The following is a 19,944-nucleotide window of genomic DNA, read 5'->3' on the forward strand; positions in this document are numbered from 1 at the left end:
GCCGCGCCGTTCGTTCACGTACCGGGTCGTTCAGGCGTTGGACGTGAGCACGGGCAGGTAGCCGCCCGACTGTCCCGCGGCGGTGGGGTGGTAGGACTCGCCGATGTTCGTCCAGTTCACGCTGTGCAGCCACGCATCCCCGGAGCAGATCTCGTGGCCGGTGAACTTGGCCGCCACGTCACCGAAGGTGAAGCCGTGGTCGGCGACGCGCTTCGCCGTGGTGGTGTTGAGCAGGTCGGCGGCCGAGTTGATGGCCGACCGCTCGTTCTCGGACAGGCCCGCGAGGCAGGAGCCGCCGAGCTTGTAGAAGCGGGGGTAGCCGAGGACCACCACATGGGCGGCCGGGGCCTTCGCGCTGATCGCCGAGTAGACCTGGTCGAGCTTGCCGGGCAGGGTCGACGTGACGTACGCCCGGGCCTCGTTGATCCGGTTGATGCACGTGGACTCGGAGTTGAGGACACAGGTCGTCATGACGTCGGCGAAGCCGGCGTCGTTGCCGCCGATGCTGATGGAGACCAGGCCGGTGCTCGCGCTGAGCGGGCCCAGTTGATTGGCGAGCACATCACCCGTACGAGCACCCGAGCAGGCCGTGAAGTTGAAGCTCGAGGGTGAGTGGGCCGCCGCCCACAGGGCCGGATACGCCTTGGTGGAGCGCTTGCAGTCGCCGCTGCTGCTGTCGTAGCTGCCGGAGCCGACCCCGGAGGAGTACGAGTCGCCGAGGGCCACATAGCCCGTGGCGGCCGCGGCGTCCGAGGAGTTTTCTGCTGCCTGGGCGACGCCCGCCCCGGTCAGGGCGGCCGTCGCCGCGAAGAGGAACGAGGTCACGTATGCCGTAAGTCGGAAACGTCTCATGGAACCTCCCTTAGCAGGATCTCTGCCACAACTGTGGTAGCACGCCACAGAGTTACCGGGAAGTATCAGGGCCGGACATTCGACCAGCGTTCAATTGCGCGTACATGTCAGACTCATGACATACCCTCAGTTCCCTTGAGCTACGCCCGTAGATGGCCAAGTCTGCTGATCGGGCCGGGAACGGAAGACCTCACTCACCCCACTCCGGCGGCCCGTGTGCGCTACCCAGCGCATGCACCCCCACTGACGCGCGCCGTTTTCCGGCACGCGCCGCCTATGAGGAGGACTCCCTCGTCATGGCACTCTCCAAAGCCCTGATCACCGCAGCCGCCTCGACCGCGGCGGCCGTCGGCCTGCTCGGCTCGCTCACCGCCCTGCCCGCCCAGGTCGCCACGGCACTGGTAAACGGGGCCACCTCCGGCCTCGTCACCAGCCCCGGTTCCGGTTCGCCGAACAAGCTCCTGAAGATCGTCCAGTAACCGCCGGCAACTCATGACCCATCGTCAACTCAGGTAGTACGTACGGGAGTTCCCCGGAGGCAACGGATGTCTCCGGGGAACTCCACACATACCCGCTGCATCTTGACGCCACCCCTGCCGCTGCGCGACATTGAAGCCCGGCATCCGGCGCTTCGGGGGGCAAAGTCGCCAATGCAGACCATCGGGATCAAGCCGTCGTCATCCGGCGGTTCGGAAGACGGCCCGGCGGAGTCACCGTCGGGCACGGACGCGTCGTACCTGCTCGCGGGGGCGGGCGTCGTCGCGGGGGGCGCGGGGCTGATCCTCGCGCTGTCCGGAGCGGATTCGCCGCTGCGCGGACCGCTCGCACTCTTCTTCCTGCTCGCCGCGCCCGGCGCCGCGTTCGCGGTGGCCCTGCGCGGCCTCGACCCCTGGGCCCGCATCCTCACCTCGGCCGCGGGCGCGGTCGCCGTGGTGATGCTGGTGGCCCAGGGCATGCTCGCCACCCACCGCTGGTCGGTGAGCGGCGGCGTGCTCGCCGTGGGGGCGCTCAGCGTCCTCGCGTTCCTGCTCCAGTGGGGCGCCCGGTTCCGCAAACGCACGGGCAAATCCCGCTAGGGGGACAGCAGTTCAGGTAAAGGTCAAAACAACAAAAACGTGGGGCCTTGTTTCAGGTCTTGCCATACAGTCTCAATCATCAATACCGTCGTACATCCACCCGCATCGGTCCATCACGCAAGTCGATCCAGGGGAGGGCTCAGGATCGCGACGGACCCGGGGCGGGGCGCGGTAGGGGGGTGCCGTGCTCGGTGAGCCGCTCATTTCAGTGCTGTTCTCGCTGCTGTGGGTCGCCGAGTCGCGAGCCGCGCGGCCGGTCCAACCAACCGGTGTGTATTGCCAGCTCACCCGGCCCGTACGGAGAGCGATTCCGCCCTGGCCGTAAGTGAGAACCCCCCTTTCGAACCGGATTACCAGCCGGACCGCCCGGGGGCGGGCGGTCCACCGGACGAGAGGGACCAGACTCGTGAGCAGCTCTGTCGCGCGCCCGGTGATCCCCGATGACGGGACCACACCGGCGCGAATACCCGCCAAGTACCGTGCGATCTCCACGCACTTGGCCATCGCACCACGCGTCAGCGTGGTCATCCCCGCCATGAACGAGGCGGAGAACCTTCCGTACGTCTTCAAGACCCTGCCGGAGTGGATCCACGAAGTGGTCCTCGTGGACGGGAACTCCACGGACGACACCGTCGCGGTCGCCCGCGACCTGTGGCCCGAGGTCGTCGTCGTGCCGCAGCGCGGCAAGGGCAAGGGGGATGCCCTGATCACCGGCTTCGAGGCCTGCTCCGGCGACATCATCGTGATGGTCGACGCGGACGGCTCGGCCGACGGCCAGGAGATCGTCAGCTATGTCTCCGCCCTGGTCTCCGGCGCCGACTTCGCCAAGGGCTCGCGGTTCGCCAACGGCGGCGGCACGGACGACATGACCCCCATCAGAAAGCTGGGCAACTGGGCCCTGTGCTCGGTGGTCAACGCCAAGTTCGGCGCCCGCTACACGGACCTGTGCTACGGGTACAACGCGTTCTGGCGGCACTGCCTCGACGAGATCGACCTCGACTGCACCGGGTTCGAGGTGGAGACCCTGATGAACATCCGGGTGGTCAAGGCCGGCCTGAAGGTCCAGGAGATCCCGAGCCACGAGTACCTGCGCATCCACGGAGCCAGCAACCTGCGCGCCGTCCGCGACGGGATCCGCGTGCTCAAGGTGATCATGAAGGAGCGGTCGAACCGCAAGGCGCTGCGCAAGAACTCGCCCCGCACCCAGCCCAACCTCGTGCGGGGGGACGGATCTTGACGGAGCATCAGGGCACGCGGCCGACGGCGACGGTCGTCATCTGCGTCTACACCGAAGACCGCTGGGGCGACATCCTCGCCGCCGTCGACTCGGTGCGGGCCCAGTCGTACGCGGCGCTCGAGACCCTGCTCGTCGTCGATCACCACGCGGGTCTGCTGGAGCGCCTCCGCAAGGAGTACAAGGAGGCGGCCGGCGTCCGGGTCCTGGCGAACGCGGGGCCCCGCGGCCTGTCCGCCGGGCGCAACACCGGGATCGCCGCCTCCCGCGGCGAGATCATCGCGTTCCTCGACGACGACGCGGTCGCCGAGCGGGACTGGCTGCGCCACTTCGCCGACGGGTACGCCGACCCGAAGGTGATGGCGGTCGGCGGGCGCACCGAGCCCATCTGGGCGTCGGGGCGCCGGCCCGCCTGGTTCCCCGCGGAGTTCGACTGGGTCGTGGGCTGCACGTACAAGGGGCTGCCGCCGGGCAGGGTCCGGGTGCGCAACGTGCTGGGCGGCAACGCCTCGTTCCGGCGCACCGCCTTCGACGTCGCGGGGGGCTTCGCCACCGGCATCGGCCGGGACGGCGACAAGCGCCCGCTGGGCTGCGAGGAGACGGAGCTGTGCATCCGTCTGACGCGGGCCAGACCGGACGCCGTGCTGCTCATCGACGACCGCGCCGTGATCCACCACCGGGTCCCGGCCGGCCGCGAGCGGTTCGCCTACTTCCGTACGCGCACCTACGCGGAAGGCCTGTCGAAGGCGCTGGTGGCCCGAAGTGTCGGCGCGGACAAGGGACTCGAGTCCGAGCGCGCCTACACCACGCGCGTGCTGCCCGCCGGGGTGGCCCGCGGCATGCGCGACTTCGCGCTCGCGCGGCCGGGGGGAGCGGGCCGCGCCGGGGCCATCGTGGCCGGAGTGGCGGCCGCGGCCGGTGGGTACGTTCTCGGGAGTTTCCGGGCACGCGGCGGGGGCGCGAGCTTCTCCGTGGTGGAGATCGACCGGGCCGAGGGGGACGGCGAGGGGGACGTGGGGGAAGCGGCATGAGCGACACGAGGGAAGGTGCCGGTGCGCCCGTCCCGATCCTGATGTACCACTCGGTCGCCCGGGAGCCGTCGCCCGCGACCCGCGCGCTGTCCGTCTCGCCCGAGCAGTTCGCCGAGCAGATGGAGATCCTCGCCGGCCTGCGGTGCACGCCGCTGACCACCGCCGAGCTCGCCGGGATCTGGCGCGGCGGCGGCCGGGTGCTGCCCGACCGGCCCGTCCTGATCACCTTCGACGACGGGTACGAGGGCGTGCACGGGCACGCCCTGCCCGCCCTCGCCAAACACGGCTTCGCCTCCACCCTGTTCGTGTCGACGGGGTGGCTGCGCGGTGCGTACGACACCGGGGGCGGGCTCGACACGATGCTCGACTGGGACCAGGTGCGGGCGCTCGCCGGGCAGGGCACGGAGATCGGCGGGCACAGCCACACGCATCCGCAGCTCGACCAACTCCCGGACGACAACCTGGAGTTCGAGCTGCGGCGGTGCAAGGAGATCGTCGCCGGGGAGCTGGGCGAGGCGCCGCTCTCCTTCGCGTACCCGTACGGTCACTCCGACCGCCGGGTGCGCCACGCGGTGCGCGCGGCGGGCTTCGCCCAGTCGCTCGCCGTCGGCAACGCGCTGGCCAGGCGCCGTCAGGGGCCCTACGCACTGCAGCGCGTCACCGTGCGCCGTTCCACCGACGCAGGCGAGTTCGAGCGGCTCGTCGAGGGCCGCGCGATCGGCCGCACCTTCGCCGGGGACCGTGCCCTCACCAAGGGGTACGCCCTGGTCCGCAGAGCCCGACAGGCCCGCCGGAAGGCAGTCCGTTCCCGTGTCTGACACGACCACCACCGCCGACCAGGCAGCACCCACCGCACAGCCGGCCGGGCCGCAGGCGCCGCCCGGCCGCAGACTCAGGCTGCCCGGCATGGGCCGCGGCAGGAAGGGCAAGGAAGACGGCATGGGGTCGGGGGGCGGTAACCAGCTGTTCCGCAACGCCTATGCGCTGATGCTGAACACCGGCATCTCCGGCGTCCTCGGCGTCGGCTTCTGGCTGGCCGCCGCGCACTACTACACGGCGGACGCGGTCGGGCAGGGCTCCGCGGCGATAGCGGCGATGAAGTTCCTCGCGGGACTCACCGCCGTGACGCTGACCGGGGCCCTCGCGCGCTTCATCCCCGTCTCGGGACGGGCCACGGGACGCCTCATCTTCCGTACGTACGCGGGCAGTTCGATCGCCGTGGCGTTCGCCGCACTGATCTTCCTGTTCACGCTCGACGTGTGGGGCCCCTCGTACCGCTTCCTGCACGGTCCGCTGAACGGTCTCGGATTCATCGCCGCCGTCATCGCCTGGTCGCTGCTCACGCTGCAGGACGGCGTCCTGACGGGGCTGCGCAGCGCGCTGTGGGTGCCGGTCGGCAACACCGTGTTCTCCACGGTGAAGCTGGGCCTGCTCGTCGCGTTCGCCGTGGCCATACCGACGACCGGGGTGTTCGTGTCGTGGGTGGTGGCCATCGCGTTCTCGGTGGTGCCGCTGGGCTGGCTGGTGTTCCGCAGGCTCGTGCCGCGGCACATCAGGACCACCGACGGCAAGGCCGCGGTGCCCACGCTGCGCGAGATGGGCCGCTTCCTGGCGGGCGACTACACGGGCTCGCTGTTCTCGCTGGCCGTCGTCTACCTCATCCCGGTCATCATCGCCTCGCAGGTCAGCTCCGCGGACAACGCGTACTTCTACATCACCGCCACCATCGGCGGCACCGTCGAACTGCTCGCGATCAACATGGGCGCCTCGCTGACCGTGGAGGGCTCGCACGACCCGGCGAAGCTCGCGGCCAACACCCGTGCGGCGCTGCGCCGCATGGCCCAGATCATGGTGCCGCTGTGCGGTCTGATGTTCCTGCTCGCGCCGTTCATCCTCGCCGTGTTCGGGCAGGACTACGCGGACGCGGCGACGCCGCTGCTGCGCTGCCTGGCGGTCTGTGCCGCGCTGCGGGTCGTCATGGAGACGTACTTCGCGGTGCTGCGCGCCCAGAGCCGTACCTCTGGACTCGCCTGGCTGCAGGGCCTGTTGTGCCTCCTCGTGCTCGGTCTGACGCTGGTCCTGCTGCCCCGGATGGGTCTGACGGGCGCGGGCGTCGCCGAGATCCTGAGCCTGCTCGTCATCGTCTCGCTGGCCGCGCCGAAGCTGTGGCGGGTCCTGCGCACCGCTCCCCCGGTCCCGCAGGCGGAGGACGCCGCACCCGACGGTGACCTCGCCGACCTCGGGACGCCGAAGGCGCGGGTGGGGGCGCAGGAGAGGCAGGGCCCGAAGTGGGCGCTGCGGGACGCGATGGACTCCGACACGCTGCAGCTCGCGGTCCAGCTCAACCTGGACCACCAGGAGCGGCGCCCGGACGTCCGTCCGACGCCGCTGACCCCGCCGCGCGGCACACAGCTGCCGACCTGGGCCGTCAAGACGCCCTCGGCGCCGTCGTCACCGTCGTCGCCCTCGTCGTCGCAGGCTTCCAGCGGTGGGCACGCGGAGGGCGGGTCAGGGGTGCCCGGGGAGCGGGACACCGTGCATCTGTCCGGGGAGCGGGAAGCCGCGCCCGAGGCAGCGGGCTACCGGTCCGAGTCCGAGTACGCGGCCCAGTACGAGGCCGAGGAGGCCGCCGCGGCCCGGGCCGCGGCGGAGTCCGAGGCCGAGGCGGAGCGGCTCGAGGCCGACGTGCCGTTCGGCCCCGGCCGGTACCGGCCGCGGCTGACCCCGGGCGTCGTCGTGCTCGGCCTGCTGCTCGTCGCCGCGCTCGGCCTGTACTGGGGACCCGTCCTCGGGATGGGCGACGCGGACCTGGACGACATGGGCGGGCTCGGCCTGATCTCGGTCCTGCCGCCGATGACGCTGCTCGGCGCCGCGCTGCTGATCGGCGTCTTCGCGTCGCTGCTGTGGCTCGAACGACCGCACAGATGGCTGCTGTTGGCCACTCTGCTCGCCACGGTCGTGTCGCTGCACGCGCTGCCCGCCGTCATCGAGACGGAGCCGCGGTTCGCGACGGCCTGGCAGCACCTGGGCTTCATGGACTACATCGACCGCACCGGCTCCGCGGTGCCCGACCTGGACGCCCGCTGGAGCTGGCCCGGGTTCTTCGCCGCGGCCGCGTTCGTCGCCAAGGCGTGCGGGGTCACCGACCTCACCGAGCTGATCCGCTGGTGGCCGCTGACCATCCAACTCCTCTACCTGGCACCGCTGTTCCTGCTGCTCCGCTCGGTCCGGGCGAGCTGGAAGGCCAAGTGGACCGGGCTGTGGATCTTCGTCCTGTCCGGCTGGGTGGGCCAGGACTACTTCTCGCCGCAGGGCTTCACGTACCTCCTCTACCTCGTCTTCGTGGCGATCCTGCTGGTCTGGTTCCGGGCGCCTCGGGTGCTGTGGACCAAGCGGCGCCCGGGCGAGCTGGAGGTCGAACCGACGGACCGCCGCCAGCGTGCGGTGCTCCTCGTCGTCCTGATCGCGCTGTTCGCGGCGACGGTCCCGGCACACCAGCTGACCCCGTTCGTGATGCTGGGCGTGCTCGCGGTCCTCGTCCTGGTGGGCCGCTCCGAACTGCGCGGCCTGCCGCTGCTGTTCGGCGTGATCGTCGTCGTGTGGCTGGGCTTCCTCGCCGAGCCGTACTGGTCGGGTCACTTCAACGACCTGTTCGGCGGCGTGGGCGGGGTGGGAGGCAATGTCTCCTCGTCCGTCTCCGGCCGTATCCAGGGCGGCAGTTCGACCCACAAGCTCGTCCTGTACACGCGCGTCCTGCTCGCGGGCGGCGTGCTGGCGTTCGCCTGCTACGGCTGGTGGCGCCGCCGCGACTGGAAGTACCGCGAGCGCTCGCTGGTCGTGCTCACCTTCGTGCCGTTCCTCGGGTTCGGCATGCAGTCGTACGGCGGTGAGATGGCACTGCGGGTCTTCATGTTCGCGCTGCCCGGCGCCGCGCTCCTGGCCGGTCTCGCACTGTTCCCGCGCACCGGTGTCACCGTGAAGGAACGGGACCGGGACCGGGTGAGCCTCGCGCCGCTCGCCGCGCTGATGGCGGGCCTGGTGCTGATGGGCGGCTTCCTGGTGGCCCGTTGGGGCAACGAGCCGTTCGAGCGGATCAGGCCCGGCGAGGTCGCGGCGATGGACTACGTGTACGCGCACGACGATCCGACGGTCCGGCTGCTGTGGATGAGCAACGACACCGTCGAGAACGTGACGCCGTCGCTGCCGTGGGGCGCCCGCGACATGGAGAAGGTCCAGTACGTGCCGACGCTCGCGCCGGTCGACCCGGTGCTTGTCGGCGGCCTGGTGAAGGCACTCAAGGACGCGGGCCCGAACTCGTACCTGATGATCAACAAGAGTCAGGTGACCTATCTCCAACTGGACGTCGGCTACGCGAAGTCCTGGCCGGCCCGGCTCATGGAGAACCTGGACAACCGCCGGGAGCTGAAGAAGGTCTACGTCAACGAGGACGTGACCATGTACCGGCTCCGCAAGGAGCCCGTCGGCGAGGTCGCGAAGGCCGAGCCGGGGCCGATCGGCCCGCAGATCACCTGGACGCCGTGGTCGGTGGTGGGCGCGCTCGCGGCGCTGGCCCTGATCGTGCTGCTCACGGCGCGCGAGGTGGTCCGGGTGGCGACCCGGCCGAGCGTGCGCCGACTGCGCTGGTTGCAGAGCACGTTCTGGTTCTCGCTGCCCCTGCTGGCGGTGGTCCTCGCGTCGCTGATCCAGCGGTTCATCACGATGGGCCTGAACTGACCTGGGGCCGGGCGGGGTTGACACCTCGCCCGGCACCCCGCCCGGCACCCCGCCCGGTGCCGCGGCCGGTCACCGCCGCAGCCACTTCACCTCGTAGCCCTGCATCTCGAAGCGCTTGCCGTCGACCTCGGCGCTGATCGCGCGGCTGAGGGTGTTGATCACGAGGACGGCCTTGTCGTCGGCGATGACCCGTACGTTGGGCACGTCGTCGGCGGCGACGTCGACCGACCGGAACGTCGTGCCGGGCCCGAACTCCTCGTTGAACCGGGACACCAGGTCGTACATGGGCAGCGCGCCGCCGCCCGAGGAGCCGTCCGTGGGGCGCCACATGCAGCCGGCGCACGAACTGCCGCTCTCCGTCTCGGGGTTCCAGTAGAACCCGGACGTGGCGCCGCCCTTCGCCATCGCGATCAGCCCGGCGGCCTGCACGGCGACGCGGTGCGGCTCGCTCCAGCCCCTGCGGTGGTCCTCGCTGTCGGCCGGCTCCACGTAGTACTCGGCCCACCACAGCGGCAGATCACCGGTCTGCTGCTCGACCCACTTGCCGACGGCCGTGAGCTTGTCGGTGGCCTTGAACTCGTCGGGCAGCATCTCGTCGTCGTTCGTGTAGCTGGAACCGTCGACGACGACGAAGTCCGCGCCCGCCTTGTTCTTGTTCCAGTACGTGAAGGCGTCGGCAATCCGCTGGTCGAGGCGGCCCCAGGGACCCTTGACGGCATCCGTCGTCCCGTCGGTCTGCCGCGGATTGTGACTGTCCATCACCAGGTAGGGACCGCCGACCATGTTCTTCTCGTCGACCTTCTTCAGCGCCTGGTAGACGAGGTTGTACATCTGCGTGTACCCCTCGTAGTCCCAGCGGGCCTGCCCGTCGTTCCAGAAGCCCTTGAACTCGTTCCACACGATGAAGTGGTGGACGTACGGATAGCGCTTGGCCACGGTCGCCGCGAGGTTCGCGAAGTCCTGGAAGTGCTGCGGGTAGGGCGCCTTCTCCAGGTTCGGCTGGCTCCAATTCGTGTTGTCCACACCGGACTTGCCGCCCTTCATCCAGTCGGGCGCACAGCACAGCGTGATCACCGGGGTGCCGCCGGACTTGGTGATGAAGTCGATGCGGCGGTCCATCGCCGTGAAGTCGTAACGCCCCTTCACCGGCTCGGGGTTGTCCGCTCCCCAGCCCATGATCGCCTGGTTCTGCGGCATCGGCCGGCCGCCGAGGAGCTTCTCGGCGCGCTCCACGGCGGCGGAGGAGCCCTCGTCCGCGGAGTGCTCGGTGTGGGTGAAGCCCCAGCCGACCTCGGGTCCCGCCTGCCGGGGCGGATCGGCCTGGCTGCCGTGGACCTTGTCACCGTCGGGCGTGGTGCCCGCGGTGGAGCCCTTGCTGTCAGGAAGTGTGCTGATCACCGTCAGCACCAGGGCCAGAGCGGCCACCCCTACGCCGAGCAGAGCGGTGAGCCGCCACCGCCGTGCCCCCGAATTCCACCCATGACGTCCCATCAAGGGCAAGCGTAACGAGGCGAGTTGGTGGAATGACAGCATCCGTTGCCACAGGATCGTCACAGGCTTCACGCCCGGCCCGACCACGCGTTCGATGCGTACGTCGCCGGGCGCGACGCGTGTGACGCGCTGCGGAAATCCCGTGCGGGCGGCCCCGTGGTGCCGGATCATGGCGGCATGTCTGAGAACCCGTTCGACGCGCTGCCGGTCCGTCTTGGCGTCGACGACAGCGACTCCCCCTCCGACGTCGTCGACGCGCTGTTCCTGGGCCGCTTCGCCACGGGCGAGCAGCCCCACTCGCACGCGGTGAACATCGACCGGGTCCGCTCCGGCGCCACCCTGCTGCCGCCGGACGCCCGCGTGCTGCGCTCCGCGCGCGACGACGACCGCAGCGCCACGCTCGCCGAGGGCGACGGCTGGACGCTGCTGATCTCCCGGTGGAACAGGGGCGCGGACGTCACCGTCACGGCGACCACCGCCGAGCTGGCGGAGAAGGTCCTCAAGTCGGCGACGGACGGCGCGGCCGACGAACCGGAGCCGCAGCCGGAGAACGTGACGATGGGCTTCTGGTACGTCTCCCCGCGCCGCGGCCCGCACCGCACGTCCCGGCAGATCTCGGCGGGTACCTGGGACGAGGTCCGGGCCAACTACACGGCGCCGGTCGCCGAGGCCATGGACACCCTGATGAAGACGCGCCCCGAGGACATCGCGGGCCGTCTCCTGCTGCTGCACGGCCCGCCGGGCACGGGCAAGACGTCGGCGCTGCGCACGCTGGCCCGCTCCTGGCGGGACTGGTGCCAGGTCGACTGCGTCCTGGACCCCGAGCGCCTGTTCTCCGACGTCGGATACCTCATGGACATCGCGATCGGCGAGGACGACGGCACGGCGAAGGGCCGCTGGCGACTGCTGCTCCTGGAGGACTGCGACGAACTGATCCGCGGCGAGGCCAAGCACACCGCGGGCCAGGCGCTGTCCCGTCTGCTCAACCTCACGGACGGCCTGCTCGGCCAGGGGCGCAACGTCCTGGTGGGCGTCACCACGAACGAGGACCTCGAGCGCCTGCACCCCGCGGTGGTCCGCCCCGGCCGCTGCCTGGCCCGCATCGAGGTGGGCCCGCTGACCCGCCGCGAGGCGGTGACGTGGCTGGGCACGGAGGAGGGAGTGAACCGCGAGGGCGCGACCCTGGCCGAGCTCTACGCCCTGCGCCGGGGCGTCTCCCCGACGTCGGTCCCGGACCAGCGGGGGTCGGCGGACGCGGGGTTGTACCTGTAGCCCCTGGCCCCCATGTCCTGCCCCTACGAATACGCGGCCCGCACCGCATCCTCCGCCGCCGCCAGTGCCGCCTCCTGCGACAGCCCGAGCCGCCGAGCCCGATCCGCATACACCTGCGCGGCGGACGCGGCCTCCCGCGATGCCGCGTCCCGGGCGGAAGCGATGAACGTCCCGTTCCGACCCCGCGTCTCGATCACCCCGTCCGTCTCCAGGGCCCGGTACGCCTTGGCCACGGTGTTCGCGGCCAGGCCGAGGTCCTCGGCGAGGCCGCGCACGGTGGGCAGCTTGTAGCCCACGGGGAGCGTCCCTCCCCGGGCGAGCTCGGAGATCTGGGCCCGCACCTGCTCGAAGGGGGCCGCGCTGTCGGCGGCGTGGTCCACACGGATCTTCAGGGTCACGGGCCCGATTGTCCCGCAGCGGAAAATGGGAGGCGAGCCGAATCCCCCGGCGCATAGCCTGCCGACCCTATGAGCCTGAAGATTCGCGCCCTGCGCCCCGATGACGCCGCCGACACCGAGGGCTTCGCCCGGATCCGTCGCGTCTGTGTGCCCGCCATGCTCTCCACGTCGGCCTCCGTCGCCCACGCCGTGGCCCACGCCCACCCCGACTCCCACTACCGCCAGCTGGTCGCGGAGACCGGGGACGGCGAGCTGATCGGCACCGCCCAGGTCGGTGTCGCGCACGACAGCCCGACCCCGGGCCAGGGCTACGCCAACGTGTATGTCCATCCCGAGCACACGGGCCGCGGAGCGGGCAGCGGACTGCTGCGCACGGCGGAGGAGTACCTCGCCGGGCACGGGGTGACGGAGGTGTACTGCTGGGCGATGGACGGCGAGCGGAACCTGGCGTGGGCGGCGTCCCGCGGCTACGTCGCATCCCGGTCGGCCCACTTCCTCAGCCTGGACCTCACGGACCCGCTGCCGCCGCTCGGCGTCGCCCCGGAGGGCGTCGAGTTGCGTTCGGCGGCGACGTTCTCGGACGATCCGCGCCCGCTGTTCGCGCTGGACGCGGAGACCGTGGCGGACGAGCCGAGCGACATCGGTGCCGAACTGGACGACTACGAGCACTGGTTGACGCACACCTGGCGCGATCCCCTGTTCAACGCCGAGCTGACGACGGTGGCGCTGGTGGACGGCCGCCCCGCCGCGTTCACCCTGGCCCGCACGGACGGCGACGGCCGCTATTCGACGGGCATGACGGGCACGGCCCGCGCCTTCCGCGGCCGGGGCCTGGCCAAGCTCGCCAAGAACGACTCGCTGCACCGGGCCCGCGCGGCCGGCTGCACGGTGGCGTACACGGGCAACGACGCGGGCAACGAGCCGATGCTCGCGATCAACCGCTGGTTCGGCTACAAGATCGAGGCGACGGAGGTCCGCCATGTCCGCACCCTCGGTTCCTGAGGAACTGACGGTCACGCTCGTCAAGGCGGGCCGCACGAAGATCAGTTACCCCTCGGAGCTGCTCCACGACGACGGCACCCGGCTCACCGTGCGCGCGGCGTGGGCGAGCGAGGACGTACGGGACTTCGGCTTCGTCCGCTTCGAGCCCGGCGACGTGTTCACGGAGCACTACTGGCGCGACCGCTGGTACGCGATCAAGGAGGTCCGCGCGGCCGACGGCACGGTGAAGGGCTGGTACTGCGACATCACCCGGCCCGCGCTGCGCGACGGCGACGCGCTGGTCGTCGAGGACCTGGACCTCGACCTGTGGGTGTCCGCGGACGGCAGTGAGGTGATCCGCCTGGACGAGGACGAGTTCGCGGACAGCGGTCTGACCGAGAGCGACCCGGCCGCCGCGCGGTCGGCGGCCGGAGCCCTCGACGAGCTCGAATTCCTGGCGCGCAGCGGGGAGTTCACGGCGCTGCTCGACTGAACCCGGGGCGAGCGGTCACCCCGTGGCGACCACCGCGTACCGCTCGTCCTTCACCTGTCTCCCCCACAGCCGCGGGTCCCCGGACAGCGGCTCGTGCCGTACGTCCCCGGCGACGTCCCCCAGCAGTTCGATCAGCCGGGTCGCCGGGATCCCCGCCGGGTTCAGCTCGCCCCACACCCCTTCGACCAGCACGAGCCGCCCGCCGGGCCGCAGCAGCGACCACCAGTGCCGCACCACGGCCGCCGGGTCGGGCAGTGCCCACAGCACGTGCCGCACCAGCACCACGTCGTACGCCCCCGACGGCACCGGCGGCCGCGCCGCGTCACCGAGCAGGAACTCCGCGTCGTGCCCGGCGAGTTTGTGACGGGCCCGGTCCAGCATCTTCGGCGCGAAGTCGACGCCGGTCACCCGGTGCCCGCGCTCGGCCGCGAGGAGCGACATCGTGCCCGTGCCGCAACCCAGGTCGAGCAGGTCCCCCGGTCTGTCGGGCAGCCAGCCCGCGAGGCGTCCGGCCCAGGCCGCGCGGACCTCCGGGTCCCTCAGCCCGTGATCGGGCTCGTCGTCGAAACGGGCGGCCTCGGTGTCCCATGCGGTGCTTCCCGGAGTTTGCGTCATGTTCCCATCGTGACAACCGCCACTGACAATTGCGCTTCGATGAGCAACGCTCCGGGAACAGGTCTACAACAGCACCACGTTGGAACCCGGTGTAGGTACAGGAGGCATCATGCGCCGAGTGACCATGCACAAGCCGACCGGAGTGAGCACGCTCACTCGCCGTCTGCGGGAAGAGGCGGCCGAGCAGCAGCGCGAGCGTCCCGAGGTGCGCAAGGACGTCCGCAAGACGTGGTGGCCGGACGAGTAGGCGGGCGGGGTCCGGTCAGATGACGCTGAGACGCTTGCGGTAGTGGATGCGGTCGTAGGGGCCGTCGACGCGGCGCTCCACGACGTCGTATCCGCACCGCGGATAGAGCTTCTGGTTCTCCCACATCAACGCATTGGTGTAGAGCCGCACTTCGGGCAGCCCGAGCGAGCGCGCGTGTTCGTCGACGAAGGCGAGCAGCGCGCGGCCCACCCCCCGCCCGTGGGCGTCGGGGTGGACCGCGATGCTGTCGAGGAAGAGGTGGTCGGCCCTGGCCTCGACGACCACGAGCCCGATGACGTCCGGCTCACCGGTGACGTGCACCAGGCCCGCGGCCACGTTCGCCGCGTGGTCGGCCTCCATGGGCTGGGGCACGACGCCGATGCGGGCGATGTAGTGCTGGTAGGCGGCGTCGGTGACGGCCTTGATCGCCGGTACGTCGGCGGCGGTGGCCGGGCGTACGGCCGGGGTCGGTGCGCTCATGCCGCCTTGTCTACGCCACGTCCCCTCCCCCGCACCATCGCCTTCTTGACCAACGGCCACGCCACAATGGCCAGGACGAGCGCGTAGACGGTCACGGAGAACGGCGTGTCGACCAGGCCGCTGACGCTGCCGTCGCTGATCTGCAGGGCGCGGCGCAGCTGTTGCTCGGCGTTCGGGCCGAGGATGACGCCGATGACGGCGGGCAGGACGGGCAGTCCGTAGCGGCGCATGCCGAAGCCGATGAGGCCGATGACCAGGAGGATGACGAGGTCGAGGGACTCGCCGCCGACCGCGTACGCGCCGACCGCCGCGAAGAAGAGGATGCCCGCGTAGAGGTAGGGGCGCGGGATGCGCAGCAGCTTCGCCCAGACGGGGGCGAGCGGCAGGTTGAGGGCCAGGAGCAGGACCATGCCGACGAACAGGGAGGCGATGAGGCCCCAGACCAGGTCCGGTTCGCGTTCGAACAGGAGCGGTCCGGGCTGGATGCCGTACTGCTGGAAGGCCGCCAGCATGACCGCGGCGACCGCGGTCGTCGGCAGGCCGAGCGTGAGCATGGAGACGAGGGTGCCCGCCGCGGATGCCGAGGACGCGGACTCGGGTCCCGCGACGCCTTCGATGGCGCCCTTGCCCCACTCGTCCTTGTGCTGGGACAGGCGCTTCTCCGTCACGTACGACAGGAACGTGGGAATCTCGGCGCCGCCCGCGGGGATCGCGCCGAACGGGAAGCCGATGAGCGGGCCGCGCAGCCAGGACTTCCAGGTGCGCTTCACGTCCGCCCTGCCGAGCCACGGCCGTCCGACGGGGATGGCCTCGCCGCTGGTGCGGCGCAGGTGCGCGGCCACCCACAGGGCCTCGCCGATCGCGAACAGGCCGACCGCGACGATGACCACGTCGATGCCGTCGGCGAGCTGCAACGAGCCGAAGGTGAGCCGCTGTTGGCCCGTCATCTGGTCGAGGCCGACGAGCCCGATGGTGAGTCCGATGAGGAGCGAGGCGAGCCCTCGTATGCGTGAGGCGCCGAGCACCGACGTCACCGCGATGAACGCGAGGACCATGATGGCGAAGTAGTCGGGCGCGCCGATGTCGACGGCGAGCGAGGCGACCTTGGGCGCGAGGGCGACGAGCAGGATCGTGCCGATCATGCCGCCCGCGAAGTGCCCGATGGCGGCGGCCGCGAGGGCCTGTGCGCCGCGTCCCGCCTTGGCCATGGGGTTGCCCTCCATGGCGGCGACCACCGCGGCGCTCTCGCCCGGGGTGTTGAGCAGGATGGAGGTCGTCGAGCCGCCGAACATGGCGCCGTAGTAGATGCCCGCGAACATGATGAACGCGCCGGTGGGTTCGAGTCCGTACGTCACCGGGAGGAGCAGGGCGACCGCCATGGCGGGGCCGATGCCGGGCAGGACACCGATGGCCGTGCCGAGCAGGACGCCGATCGCGGCCCACAGGAGGTTGATCGGGGTGAGGGCGGTTCCGAAGCCGTCCATGAGGGAGTTGAAGGAATTCACGTCACAGCACTCCCATCAGGGGGCCGCCCGGCAGTGGGACGCCGAGCAGGTTGTTGAAGACGGCGTAGGTGAGCAGGGAGAGGGCCGCGGCGATCAGCGGGTCGCGTGGGAGGTGGCGGCTGCCGAGGGCGTAGGCCGCGCCCCAGAAGAGCAGGGCGCCCGCGATCGGGAAGCCGAGCGGCTCGATGAGGACGGCGGTGGCGAGGAAGACGCCGGCCAGCAGCAGCACCGTGCGCCAGTCGGCGGGTTCGGACAGGTCGACGTCCTCGCCGCCCTCGGCTTCGCCCCGTCCGCCGCGCAGGACGTCGACGGCGAGGAGCACGGCGACGACGAGCAGGCCGATGCCGACGGCGACGGGCACGGTCTTGGGGCCGACGGGTCCGCGCTGGGTGAGGTCGACGTCCATGGTGAGCGCGTCGGTGAGGACGAGCGCGCCGAGGGCCAACAGCAGGACGCAGACGCCGAGTTCGGAGTGTTCGCGCAGCCAGGACGTCCGGGTCCCGGGCCGTTCCCGGGTGTCGGTGGCGGTCACAGTCCCAGCTCCTTCAGTACGGAGACGACCCGCTTGTCCTGCGCGTCGAGGAACGCCCCGAAGTCGTCGCCGACGAGGAACGCGTCGTCCCAGCCGTTCTTCTTCAGGGACTGCCGCCACTCGTCGGAGGCGTGCAACTTCCGTACGAGTGCGGTGAGTTTGTCGCGTTGCGTGTCACTCAGGCCGGGTGGGGCAACGATGCCGCGCCAGTTGGTGAAGTCGACGTCGTAGCCGGACTCCTTGAGCGTCGGGCCGTCGAGTCCGGGGACGCGCTCGGGTCCGGTGACGGCGAGCAGCCGCAGTTCGCCGCTCTTGATCTGGTCGAGGTACTCGCCGACGCCGGAGACGCCGAAGGCGACCTTGCTGCCGAGGATGGAGGCGAGGAGTTCGCCGCCGCCGTCGAAGGGGATGTAGTTGACGTCCTTGGGCGCGATGCCCGCGGCCCGCGCCATGAGCATGGGCGCGAGGTGGTCGGGCCCGCCGGGCGAGGAGCCGCCGCCGACGGGCAGCTTGCCGGGGTTCGCCCGCCACGCCTCGACGAGGGACTTGATGTCCTTGTACGGGGAGTCCTTCGCGACCACGACGACGTCCGCCTCCTCGGTGAGGCGGGCGATGGGGGTGGTGTCGGCGAGGGTCTTCGGGGCGTGGTTGGAGCGCGCGGCGCCCACGACGCCGAGGCCCATGGACATGGCGAGCTTGCCGTTGCCGTGTTCGCCGACGAGCCGGGTGAGGCCGACGGTGCCGCCCGCGCCCGGCAGGTTGAACACCTCGATGTTGTGGGTGAGTCCGGCGTCCTCCGCGTTCTTGGCGGCGGTGCGCGCCGTGATGTCGTAGCCGCCGCCTGGCGTGTTGGGGACCATGAGGCGCAGGCCGGGGATCTGTGTGCCGGTGTCGGCGCCGCTGCCCGTGGTGAGCAGCGGCGGCCCCACCAGGACGAGCAGCGCGGCCCCGAGCAGGGAGAGCGGTGTGCGCAGGCGCACGTGTGCCACCACCTAGTTCTGGGTTGTGAGGTGGCCCACATGTTGCCTAGGCGTTAACAAGCTGTCTCCCTTCCGCAAGCAAGGAACGTTGTGGTCCTTGTGGTCGCGCACCTAGCCTGCGCCCGTGACAAAGGTGCTGGTCGTGGACGACGACTTCATGGTCGCCAAGCTGCACAGCCGGTACGTGGCCGCGACGGACGGGTTCGTGGTGGCGGGCGTGGCGCACAGCGGCGCGGAGGCGTTGCGCGCCGCGGAGGCGATACGTCCCGATCTGGTGCTCCTCGATGTGTATCTGCCGGACATGGACGGCATCGAGGTGCTGCGTGAGCTGCGGGCGGCGGAGGAGCGCGATCCTTCGCGTACGCCGGTGGACGCGCTGTTCATCACGGCGGCGCGGGACGCGGAGATCGTGCGGGCGGCGCTGCGGGCCGGGGCGCTGCACTATCTGATCAAGCCGTTCAACCAGGCCGCGCTGCGGGAGCAGTTGCGGCACGTGGCGGCGGTGCGGGCGCGGCTGGACGGTCTGGACGAGGCGCGTCAGGAGGACGTCGACCAGATCTTCGGCGCGCGGCCGCCGGGGTCCCGGGAGCTCCCGAAGGGGCTGGCCGCGCACACCGCGGACCTGGTGGAGCGCACGCTGCGGGCCCATCCGGAGGGCCTGTCGGCGGCGGAGTGCGCCGAGCGGGCGGGCTCCTTGTCGCGGGTGAGCGCGCGCCGGTACCTGGAGTTCTTCGCGGGGACGGGGCGGGCGCGGGTGTCGCTGCGGTACGGCGGGACGGGCCGGCCGGAGCGCCGGTACCAGTGGGTTTCCTAGGGCCTGCCCTGGGGTCTCGGGTCACTGTCTGAGCGGAGTCTGAGCCGCACCTTAAGCGCGTCATAAAGATCGACTCGGTGCGCCCGCAGCGGCCGACCTGCGCACTTTCCTGGGCTAACTTCCTTGCCACACCCCCACGTTCAAGAACCCCGAGGAGTACCCATGCCCGCACGCCGCAAGGTCGCCGCACTCGCCGCCGTCGGCGTCGCCCCCCTCGCCCTGACCGCCCTGTCCGCCTCCCCCGCGGCGGCGCACGGCACGCTCGGCGACCCCGTCTCCCGGGTCGCGGCCTGCTACGCCGAGGGCGCCGAGAACCCCACGTCGGCGGCGTGCAAGGCGGCGGTCGCGGCGGGCGGCTCGCAGGCCCTGTACGACTGGAACGGCATCCGCGACGGCGCCGCCGGCGGCAAGCACCAGGAGCACATCCCGGACGGCAAGCTGTGCTCGGCGAACTCCGACGAGTTCAAGGGCATGGACCTGGCCCGCGCCGACTGGCCGGCCACCAAGGTCTCGGCGGGCTCGTACACGTTCAAGTACAAGGTGACCGCCCCGCACAAGGGCACCTTCAACCTCTACATGACGAAGCAGGGTTACGACCCGTCGAAGCCGCTGGCCTGGTCCGACCTGGACCTCGAGCACCCGGTCGCGACGAAGACGGACCCGGCGGCCGAGGGCGGCTACTACACGTTCTCCGGCTCGCTGCCCGAGCGCACGGGCCGCCAGCTGATCTACAGCATCTGGCAGCGCTCGGACAGCCCGGAGGCCTTCTACTCCTGCTCGGACGTGACGTACGGCGGCGCTTCGTCGTCGTCCGGCGGCGCGGCGGCCCCTTCGACGTCCGCACCGTCCGTGCCGTCCGACGAGCAGATCGCGAAGGACGCCGACAAGTCGACGGTGGACCACAGCGGCATGGACATGAGCGGCGACGACGCCGGCGCGACGCACGAGGCGCACGAGTCGGCCGCCGCGGCCGCGGGCTCCGACGCGGGTGACGCCAACTCCCCCGCGGCACAGGGTGGTTCGGAGAACCTGGCCGAGACGGGCGGCGACTCCACCACCCCGTACATCGCGATCGGCGGCGCGGCCGCGCTCGCGGTCGGCGCGGCGGGCCTGTTCGCCTCGGTGCGCAGGCGCGCGATCGCGGGCGGCCGGCACAGCCGCTGACCCCGCACGCACGACGGGCCGTCGTCTCCCCCTCGTACCGGGAGA

Annotated in this window: 19 protein-coding genes and 1 pseudogene; 12 read left to right on the top strand and 8 right to left on the bottom strand. The window is 71.1% G+C overall.

All coding sequences use genetic code 11. The annotated features are described in order from the left end of the window. Positions 1-30 precede the first annotated feature (30 nt). Complete coding sequence (locus tag ACIBUY_RS32215; RefSeq protein ID WP_399154482.1) at positions 31-852, bottom strand: SGNH/GDSL hydrolase family protein; 822 nt, start codon at positions 850-852, stop codon at positions 31-33. Between the two features lie 335 nt (positions 853-1,187). Here ACIBUY_RS32215 and ACIBUY_RS32220 point away from each other — a divergent pair. From ACIBUY_RS32220 to ACIBUY_RS32245, 6 genes and pseudogenes are all read left to right on the top strand, one after another. After that, positions 1,188-1,331: pseudogene (locus tag ACIBUY_RS32220) on the top strand (S8 family peptidase); the annotation flags it as partial. A 171-nt stretch (positions 1,332-1,502) separates the two neighbouring features. Continuing rightward, positions 1,503-1,928, top strand: a complete 426-nt coding sequence (locus tag ACIBUY_RS32225; RefSeq protein WP_399154483.1) for a hypothetical protein — start codon at positions 1,503-1,505, stop codon at positions 1,926-1,928. Between the two features lie 463 nt (positions 1,929-2,391). Beyond that, positions 2,392-3,165 (top strand): glycosyltransferase family 2 protein, encoded by a 774-nt coding sequence (locus ACIBUY_RS32230; protein ID WP_399154536.1) that lies wholly within the window; start codon positions 2,392-2,394, stop codon positions 3,163-3,165. Further along, positions 3,162-4,193 (top strand): glycosyltransferase, encoded by a 1,032-nt coding sequence (locus ACIBUY_RS32235; RefSeq protein ID WP_399154484.1) that lies wholly within the window; start codon positions 3,162-3,164, stop codon positions 4,191-4,193. The genes ACIBUY_RS32230 and ACIBUY_RS32235 overlap by 4 nt, the downstream gene beginning before the upstream one ends. Further along, positions 4,190-5,011 carry a polysaccharide deacetylase family protein gene (locus tag ACIBUY_RS32240; protein ID WP_399154485.1) on the top strand — a complete coding sequence of 274 codons (822 nt, stop codon included), beginning with the start codon at positions 4,190-4,192 and terminating at the stop codon, positions 5,009-5,011. Before ACIBUY_RS32235 ends, ACIBUY_RS32240 begins: the two co-directional genes overlap by 4 nt. Continuing rightward, the gene (locus ACIBUY_RS32245) at positions 5,004-8,927 is read left to right on the top strand and encodes a lipopolysaccharide biosynthesis protein (protein WP_399154486.1); all 3,924 of its coding nucleotides are present in this window, start codon (positions 5,004-5,006) and stop codon (positions 8,925-8,927) included. Before ACIBUY_RS32240 ends, ACIBUY_RS32245 begins: the two co-directional genes overlap by 8 nt. Positions 8,928-8,996: 69 nt before the next feature. On the opposite strand, the gene ACIBUY_RS32250 is transcribed toward ACIBUY_RS32245, so the two are convergent. Continuing rightward, positions 8,997-10,418, bottom strand: coding sequence for a xylan 1,4-beta-xylosidase (locus tag ACIBUY_RS32250; RefSeq protein ID WP_399154487.1), 1,422 nt, complete (start codon positions 10,416-10,418; stop codon positions 8,997-8,999). Positions 10,419-10,595: 177 nt separating this feature from the next. On the opposite strand from ACIBUY_RS32250, the gene ACIBUY_RS32255 reads away from it, so the two are divergent. Beyond that, positions 10,596-11,690, top strand: coding sequence for a DUF5925 domain-containing protein (locus ACIBUY_RS32255; protein WP_365567102.1), 1,095 nt, complete (start codon positions 10,596-10,598; stop codon positions 11,688-11,690). A gap of 23 nt (positions 11,691-11,713) precedes the next feature. On the opposite strand, the gene ACIBUY_RS32260 is transcribed toward ACIBUY_RS32255, so the two are convergent. Continuing rightward, positions 11,714-12,088: a GntR family transcriptional regulator gene (locus tag ACIBUY_RS32260; RefSeq protein ID WP_365567101.1), complete on the bottom strand. Its 375-nt coding sequence runs from the start codon at positions 12,086-12,088 to the stop codon at positions 11,714-11,716. A 69-nt stretch (positions 12,089-12,157) separates the two neighbouring features. Here ACIBUY_RS32260 and ACIBUY_RS32265 point away from each other — a divergent pair, with 69 nt between their 5' ends. Both ACIBUY_RS32265 and ACIBUY_RS32270 read left to right on the top strand, forming a co-directional pair. After that, positions 12,158-13,090 carry a GNAT family N-acetyltransferase gene (locus ACIBUY_RS32265; RefSeq protein ID WP_399154488.1) on the top strand — a complete coding sequence of 311 codons (933 nt, stop codon included), beginning with the start codon at positions 12,158-12,160 and terminating at the stop codon, positions 13,088-13,090. Next, complete coding sequence (locus ACIBUY_RS32270; protein ID WP_399154489.1) at positions 13,068-13,562, top strand: DUF402 domain-containing protein; 495 nt, start codon at positions 13,068-13,070, stop codon at positions 13,560-13,562. Before ACIBUY_RS32265 ends, ACIBUY_RS32270 begins: the two co-directional genes overlap by 23 nt. Positions 13,563-13,577: 15 nt before the next feature. On the opposite strand, the gene ACIBUY_RS32275 is transcribed toward ACIBUY_RS32270, so the two are convergent. Continuing rightward, on the bottom strand, positions 13,578-14,177 hold the full coding sequence (locus ACIBUY_RS32275) for a class I SAM-dependent methyltransferase (protein WP_399154490.1): 600 nt from the start codon (positions 14,175-14,177) through the stop codon (positions 13,578-13,580). 109 nt (positions 14,178-14,286) lie between these two features. Between ACIBUY_RS32275 and ACIBUY_RS32280 the strand changes: the two genes are divergently transcribed. Continuing rightward, entirely contained in the window at positions 14,287-14,424 is a 138-nt protein-coding gene (locus ACIBUY_RS32280; RefSeq protein ID WP_365567097.1) for a hypothetical protein, read from the top strand. 15 nt (positions 14,425-14,439) lie between these two features. Here ACIBUY_RS32280 and ACIBUY_RS32285 read toward each other — a convergent pair whose 3' ends face one another. The 4 genes from ACIBUY_RS32285 to ACIBUY_RS32300 are packed head-to-tail and all read right to left on the bottom strand — an operon-like array spanning position 14,440 to position 17,921. After that, positions 14,440-14,904 carry a GNAT family N-acetyltransferase gene (locus ACIBUY_RS32285; protein WP_365567096.1) on the bottom strand — a complete coding sequence of 155 codons (465 nt, stop codon included), beginning with the start codon at positions 14,902-14,904 and terminating at the stop codon, positions 14,440-14,442. Continuing rightward, entirely contained in the window at positions 14,901-16,409 is a 1,509-nt protein-coding gene (locus tag ACIBUY_RS32290; RefSeq protein WP_365567095.1) for a tripartite tricarboxylate transporter permease, read from the bottom strand. Before ACIBUY_RS32290 ends, ACIBUY_RS32285 begins: the two co-directional genes overlap by 4 nt. A gap of 1 nt (position 16,410) precedes the next feature. After that, positions 16,411-16,941, bottom strand: coding sequence for a tripartite tricarboxylate transporter TctB family protein (locus ACIBUY_RS32295; RefSeq protein WP_365567094.1), 531 nt, complete (start codon positions 16,939-16,941; stop codon positions 16,411-16,413). Continuing rightward, on the bottom strand, positions 16,938-17,921 hold the full coding sequence (locus tag ACIBUY_RS32300) for a tripartite tricarboxylate transporter substrate binding protein (protein WP_365567093.1): 984 nt from the start codon (positions 17,919-17,921) through the stop codon (positions 16,938-16,940). Before ACIBUY_RS32300 ends, ACIBUY_RS32295 begins: the two co-directional genes overlap by 4 nt. A 124-nt stretch (positions 17,922-18,045) precedes the next feature. Here ACIBUY_RS32300 and ACIBUY_RS32305 point away from each other — a divergent pair, with 124 nt between their 5' ends. Then, complete coding sequence (locus tag ACIBUY_RS32305; protein ID WP_365567092.1) at positions 18,046-18,735, top strand: response regulator; 690 nt, start codon at positions 18,046-18,048, stop codon at positions 18,733-18,735. Positions 18,736-18,897: 162 nt separating this feature from the next. Beyond that, positions 18,898-19,899: a lytic polysaccharide monooxygenase gene (locus ACIBUY_RS32310; RefSeq protein ID WP_399154491.1), complete on the top strand. Its 1,002-nt coding sequence runs from the start codon at positions 18,898-18,900 to the stop codon at positions 19,897-19,899. The last annotated feature ends 45 nt before the right edge of the window (positions 19,900-19,944 follow it).

Source organism: Streptomyces sp. NPDC050085 (genome assembly GCF_044460595.1).
In the GTDB taxonomy this organism is placed as follows: domain Bacteria; phylum Actinomycetota; class Actinomycetes; order Streptomycetales; family Streptomycetaceae; genus Streptomyces.